Here is a 2653-nt window from a genome sequence, read left to right on the forward strand (position 1 = left end):
CTGTGTAGTGTCCATAAATATCTCCGAGGTGAACACGATAATTTAAAATAAAAAGAAAAACTTAAGTTTAAAATCCGCTGGTGAAATAAGTGGCTATGCCACCAGTGGTAAAATCAGTTGTTACAACCAGAGGTTGAACTGCGCCTCCGAATTGTTTATCAGGCTAATGATGTGACTAACCTGTCCAAAATGGTTTCTGCTGTTAAAGGGGCCAACGCCGATGCTTCTGTCGGAGGAGCAACTGCCCACCGATTTTGTTGGCGGCAAGATAACGATTTGCAGCAGAAACAACCGTGATCTCGCTCTCAAATGCGTGATGTGCGCGGTTAAACGCTTTTATTGTAAATTTTCATGCAAATGTTGCGCGTTTGTGCGAAATATCATGCTGCAAGCGCCCTCACTTAATCCACAGTCTTTATCCGGTTTGTATGATGTTTAGCCAGATAAAAACCTGCCTGATGTGTCAGGGCGAGCAATATATTTTATGTGCTGGTTTGGATCTAGCTAAAATGCCGGATTAAGCTGTTTTAGTGATATAGATCACGTTTTATTATTATGAGATGAAATTCTATCTGATTGTTTTTACAATTATTTAGTGATTTTTGTTATCGAAATGGCCGGAAAGTGACGGGCGTAATAAAGTGAATGCAATCATCATACGAATAAGGATAAATACTGATAATTTGATTAAAAATAGCCGATAATTTTTTGCTAAAAGAGGGGGGGACGGCAAAAATTAAGGCTGGTGGCCATTTTATCTGGGTGAGAATTGATGCAAATTACCGAAATAATGTTCTGAGCGGAATAATAACGCTGGCAAGTTGTTGCAATCTATTAACCTGTAATTATCGACCATTAGGAATATTTTAAGTTTAATTGCTTAAAAAAAAGCCTAAGTTTAACCAGGAATTTGCAGCCGCGCCCCCCAAGTGGCGCTGATGGGCACCTGGGGACACGGCATAAAACCGCAGTGAGGCCAAGATTAGAAACGCAAAGCAACCGCGTGTTGGTTGAAAAACTCGATGAATTCGGCTTCAGGCTGGCGATCGGTGATCACTTTATCGAACAACGCCAACGGCCCGATGCAGGCGGGCTTGGTTTGGGCAAATTTGCTGTGGTCGGCGACCAGGATTTTTTGCTGCGCCTTGTCTAACGCTTTGTGTTTCATCGCCAACTCATCAAAATTGAAGCAGGTTGCGCCGTGCTGCAAAGTGATGCCTGCCGCTGAGATAAAAGCCACGTTAGGGCAGATATGGTCCAACTCGTTATGCTGGCCAATGGCGGTGAAAATGTAGTTGCTCGGCTTGAATTCGCCACCGCACAGGATCACCTTGCAATTGGGTTTGTCCTGCAGCGCAAGAAAAGTATTGAGTGAGTGGCAGATGGCGGTAAAGGGAAGCTCATCGGCAATGGCGTCGATAATTGCCGGGGTGGTGGTGCCACAGTCAAAGAACACCGTGTCATTTTCGTTGACTAGCGGTGCCGCCAACATACCAATACGGCGTTTTTCCGCCACCTGTTTGGCTTTCTGATCGGAGACAAAATAATTGGTGACCCCGTTGATACGCGGATCGGCTACGACATAACCCCCAAGCAAGACCACCGCAGCAGGTTCGGCACTGAGATCGCGCCGGATAGTCATTTCCGAAACGCCTAGCAGTGCGGCTGCTTCTTTTAAATGGATCTTGTCTGAACGCTTTAGAGCCTGAACTAGCCGGTTGATACGTTCGTCGCGCCGGGTTTCCATCAGTTATTCCTACAGTTTTATCCCCAGGTTTCTCAAGTGTGGCCAAAGGGCATAAAGGAGCCAAAAGTCTTTTTCGTTCGCTCCAACACAATAATGCGGAGTAGTGCCGCAAGGGCACTACTCCGCATTAGATGTCGCTATAACTTGGTAGAGCTAGCGAAAATCAGTAGTTACCGGTGTCAGCCGCATCGCCAGAAACGATCGCAACGCCCGAGCTGGTGCCGATACGTGTTGCACCGGCGGCAATCATTTTCCCTGCGGTAGCGCGATCGCGCACTGCGCCAGAGGCTTTGACGCCCATCTCGCTGCCTACGGTAGCACGCATCAGCTTGACGTGGTCTTCACGAGCGCCGCCAGTGCTGAAACCGGTAGAGGTTTTAACGAAAGCGACATCCAGTTCACGACACATCTCACAAACCACAACGATTTGTTCATCGCTGAGCAGACAGGTTTCCAATATTACCTTCAACGGGATAGCCGCGCAAACTTCACGCACCGCGGCGATGTCGGCCTTCACTTCGTCATTCAGGCCGCTTTTCAGCCAACCGACGTTGATCACCATGTCGATTTCCTGTGCGCCAGCGGCAATGGCGGCTTTGGCTTCGAAAGCCTTGGATACGGTCAGACCAGCTCCCAGAGGGAAACCGATAACCGAGCATACTTTAACGTTGCTTTCCTGTAACAGGTGAGCGGCCAACGGGACATAACCTGAGTTAACGCAAACGGCATAGAAATTATGCTGACGCGCTTCTTCGCACAGTTGGTTGATCTGGCTTTCCGTGGTGTCCATAGCCAGCAGGGTATGGTCGATATAGCGAGCGTAATCAATCTGTTCAGTAGTCATGGTAATTCCTCAGTGGGTGTAATAACGCTTTTGGATGTTAGTAATGTTATAATCCTAACATT

At 47.5% G+C, this 2653-nt stretch carries 2 protein-coding genes; both read right to left on the reverse strand.

Features of this window, described 5'->3' with window-relative positions:
• Positions 1-982 precede the first annotated feature (982 nt).
• Positions 983-1747 (reverse strand): DNA-binding transcriptional repressor DeoR, encoded by a 765-nt coding sequence (deoR, locus tag ACLQ7H_RS12210; RefSeq protein WP_411752898.1) that lies wholly within the window; start codon positions 1745-1747, stop codon positions 983-985.
• 163 nt (positions 1748-1910) lie between these two features.
• Positions 1911-2591, reverse strand: coding sequence for a deoxyribose-phosphate aldolase (deoC, locus tag ACLQ7H_RS12215; protein WP_411752899.1), 681 nt, complete (start codon positions 2589-2591; stop codon positions 1911-1913).
• Positions 2592-2653: the final 62 nt, after the last annotated feature.

Origin of the sequence: Serratia sp. (in: enterobacteria) (assembly GCF_046715635.1) — a bacterium.
In the GTDB taxonomy this organism is placed as follows: domain Bacteria; phylum Pseudomonadota; class Gammaproteobacteria; order Enterobacterales; family Enterobacteriaceae; genus Chania.

What these genes read in the sequence shown, in the direction of transcription:
- deoC (WP_411752899.1), bottom strand. Translation starts at nt 2,591, where the DNA reads ATGACTACTGAACAGATTGATTACGCTCGCTATATCGACCATACCCTG.
- deoR (WP_411752898.1), bottom strand. Translation starts at nt 1,747, where the DNA reads ATGGAAACCCGGCGCGACGAACGTATCAACCGGCTAGTTCAGGCTCTA.